The following is a 2,160-nucleotide window of genomic DNA, read 5'->3' as shown; positions in this document are numbered from 1 at the left end:
GGACGGCGTCGCGGCTCGCGAGCGTCGCGGTCCAGGCGGTGGCGGCGTCGGGCGGGCTCTCCGTCCAGGCGCCGGTCAGGTGGACCGCGTTGCCGGCCCCCCGGTAATCCAGGCCGGTCAGCGACATGACCCGGCCGGTCTCGTCCCAGTTCAGGGTCGCGTCCAGGCTCTCGACCGTGACCGGGTTGAAGTCCTTCTCCTCGATCAGGAAGGTGCCGTCGCCGGTATGGACCTTGGCGTTCATGGACGTGATCCGCCCGGCCGTCAGGCTCACGTCGGCGCGGGCCGAGAGCTTGAGGTCGGTGGTCAGCGGCAGGCTCGACTGGCCCGAGAGCAGCAGCAGGTCGGGCACCGGCAGGTCGTCCAGGGTGATCACCCCGGAGCGCGCCTGCGGCTTGCCATCCTGCGCCTCGCCGCCCTCGCGCAGGGAGCCGCCGAAGCGCCACTCGCCGTGGGGACCGTCGAGACGCAACTCGAAGTTGCGAGTTCCGTTCACGGGATCGCGCCCGAACAACCCGTTGACCCGGGCGAACACCGCGCGCTCCCGGCCGTCGTCGTCGATCAGCCGGAGGCGCGCATCGGTCAGGCGGGCGCGGTCGAGGGCGCCGACGATGCCGCTGGAATCCAGCACCACCCCGAAGATCGAGGCGAGCGTCGCCGAGATCGGCGAGACCTTGCCGCGCGCGTCGTCCACGCTCGGCAGCGTGTGCGGCTCGATGTCGACCGGGTGGTTGGCCTCGGAGGCCGCGAACGCGATCGAGCCGTCCCGGTGCACGAGGGCGGTGGTCTGGGTCTCGCGGAACTCGATCGAGCGCGGCTGCAGGTTGAGGTGCAGGAGGCCCCATGGGTCGAGGCTGACCACGGCGAGCGGCGCCCGCACCACCAGGTCGCCCTGCGGGTTGCGGATGTCGAGGCCGGAGAAGCGCAGGCTCAGGGCGTTCTCGCGGTCCAGCTCGAGGCTGCTGCCGCGGATGGCGATGCTCCAGCCCGGCCCGATCCGCTCGGCCACCGCGGCTGCGACCCGGCGCGACAGGGCGTCGATCTGCAGCGGGCCGTTGGACAGGCGCAGGGCCGCCAGCCCGATCCCGCCGCCGACGAGCAGCACCAGGGTCAGCGCGCCGACGAGGCAGAACCCGCCCCAGCGTCGCGCCGTCCCCCGAGGCTTGCCTGCCAAGGTCGTCTCGTCCGCCATCGGGACCCTTGTTCCGGGGCTTCGCGCGCGGAACTCCGCGGCCGGTGGATCGAAGCGCGGCCGCGCTTTACAGCGGGCGCGTCTCCGAGTTCTGCTCGGGCGGCGCGACGCAACCTGATGGTGCTGCCGCGCATGGCGGGACTGCACACCATCAATCGGCCGAAAGGAAGGCACGATGCCACTGTCAGAAGGCGATCCGGCCCCCGATTTCGACCTCCCCGCCTCGGGCGGAGGGCGGATCGCCCTGTCGGCGCTCAGGGGTCACAAGATCGTGCTCTACTTCTACCCGAAGGACGACACGAGCGGCTGCACCCTGGAGGCGCAGGACTTCAACGGCCTGCTGCCGGCCTTCGGCGAGACCGACGCGCAGGTGATCGGCCTGTCCCCGGACCCGGTGAAGAGCCACGACAAGTTCTGCGGCAAGTACGGCCTCGCCTTCCCGCTCGCCTCCGACGAGGACAAGGGCGTGCTGGAGGCCTACGGGGTCTGGGTCGAGAAGAGCATGTATGGCCGCAAGTACATGGGCGTGGAGCGCACCACCGTGCTGGTCGACCGGGAGGGGCGCATCGCCCGGATCTGGCCGAAGGTGAAGGTACCCGGCCATGCCGAGGCGGTGCTGGACGCCGCCCGGGCCCTGCCCTGACCGGGTTGGGGCGCGCGGCGCGACGGATCCTTAACCCTAAGCGGGTCTGAATGACGGCTCCCACGGGGCCGTCCCGATGCATCGCCCGCCGCTTCCGAAGATCCTCGCCGCCGGGCTCGCCCTCGCCCTCGTGTGGGCGCTCGGCGCCTCCTACCTGATCGTGTTCCACGACGACGTGCTGGCCGGCTTCGTGGCCCGTCAGGGGGCGATGCGGGACGCCTACGAGGCCCGGCTCGTCGAGCTGCAGGACCGGCTCGACCGCACGCGCCGCGACCGGGCCGGTGCCGAATCGAGCCTGGCCGAGCGGGTCGCGGCGGCGCTGGAG

1 protein-coding gene and 2 pseudogenes are annotated in these 2,160 nt (G+C 72.0%); 2 read left to right on the top strand and 1 reads right to left on the bottom strand.

Translation table 11 applies throughout. The features are described from left to right. Positions 1-1,192: pseudogene (locus tag FV228_RS27490) on the bottom strand (hypothetical protein); the annotation flags it as partial. A 175-nt stretch (positions 1,193-1,367) separates the two neighbouring features. Between FV228_RS27490 and FV228_RS27485 the strand changes: the two are divergent. After that, a complete protein-coding gene (locus FV228_RS27485; protein ID WP_147857406.1) occupies positions 1,368-1,835 on the top strand; it encodes a peroxiredoxin in 468 nt (155 codons plus the stop codon). 76 nt (positions 1,836-1,911) lie between these two features. Further along, a pseudogene (locus FV228_RS27480) lies at positions 1,912-2,160 on the top strand (M23 family peptidase); the annotation flags it as partial.

Origin of the sequence: Methylobacterium sp. WL18, from assembly GCF_008040015.1 — a bacterium.
GTDB lineage: Bacteria > Pseudomonadota > Alphaproteobacteria > Rhizobiales > Beijerinckiaceae > Methylobacterium > Methylobacterium mesophilicum.
The sequence above is the reverse complement of the archived record's forward strand: the minus strand, read 5'-3'. Positions and strand labels throughout refer to the sequence as shown.

Bases quoted from the DNA above. Each gene is read 5' to 3' on its own strand.
- FV228_RS27485 (WP_147857406.1), top strand. From the start codon at position 1,368: ATGCCACTGTCAGAAGGCGATCCGGCCCCCGATTTCGACCTCCCCGCC.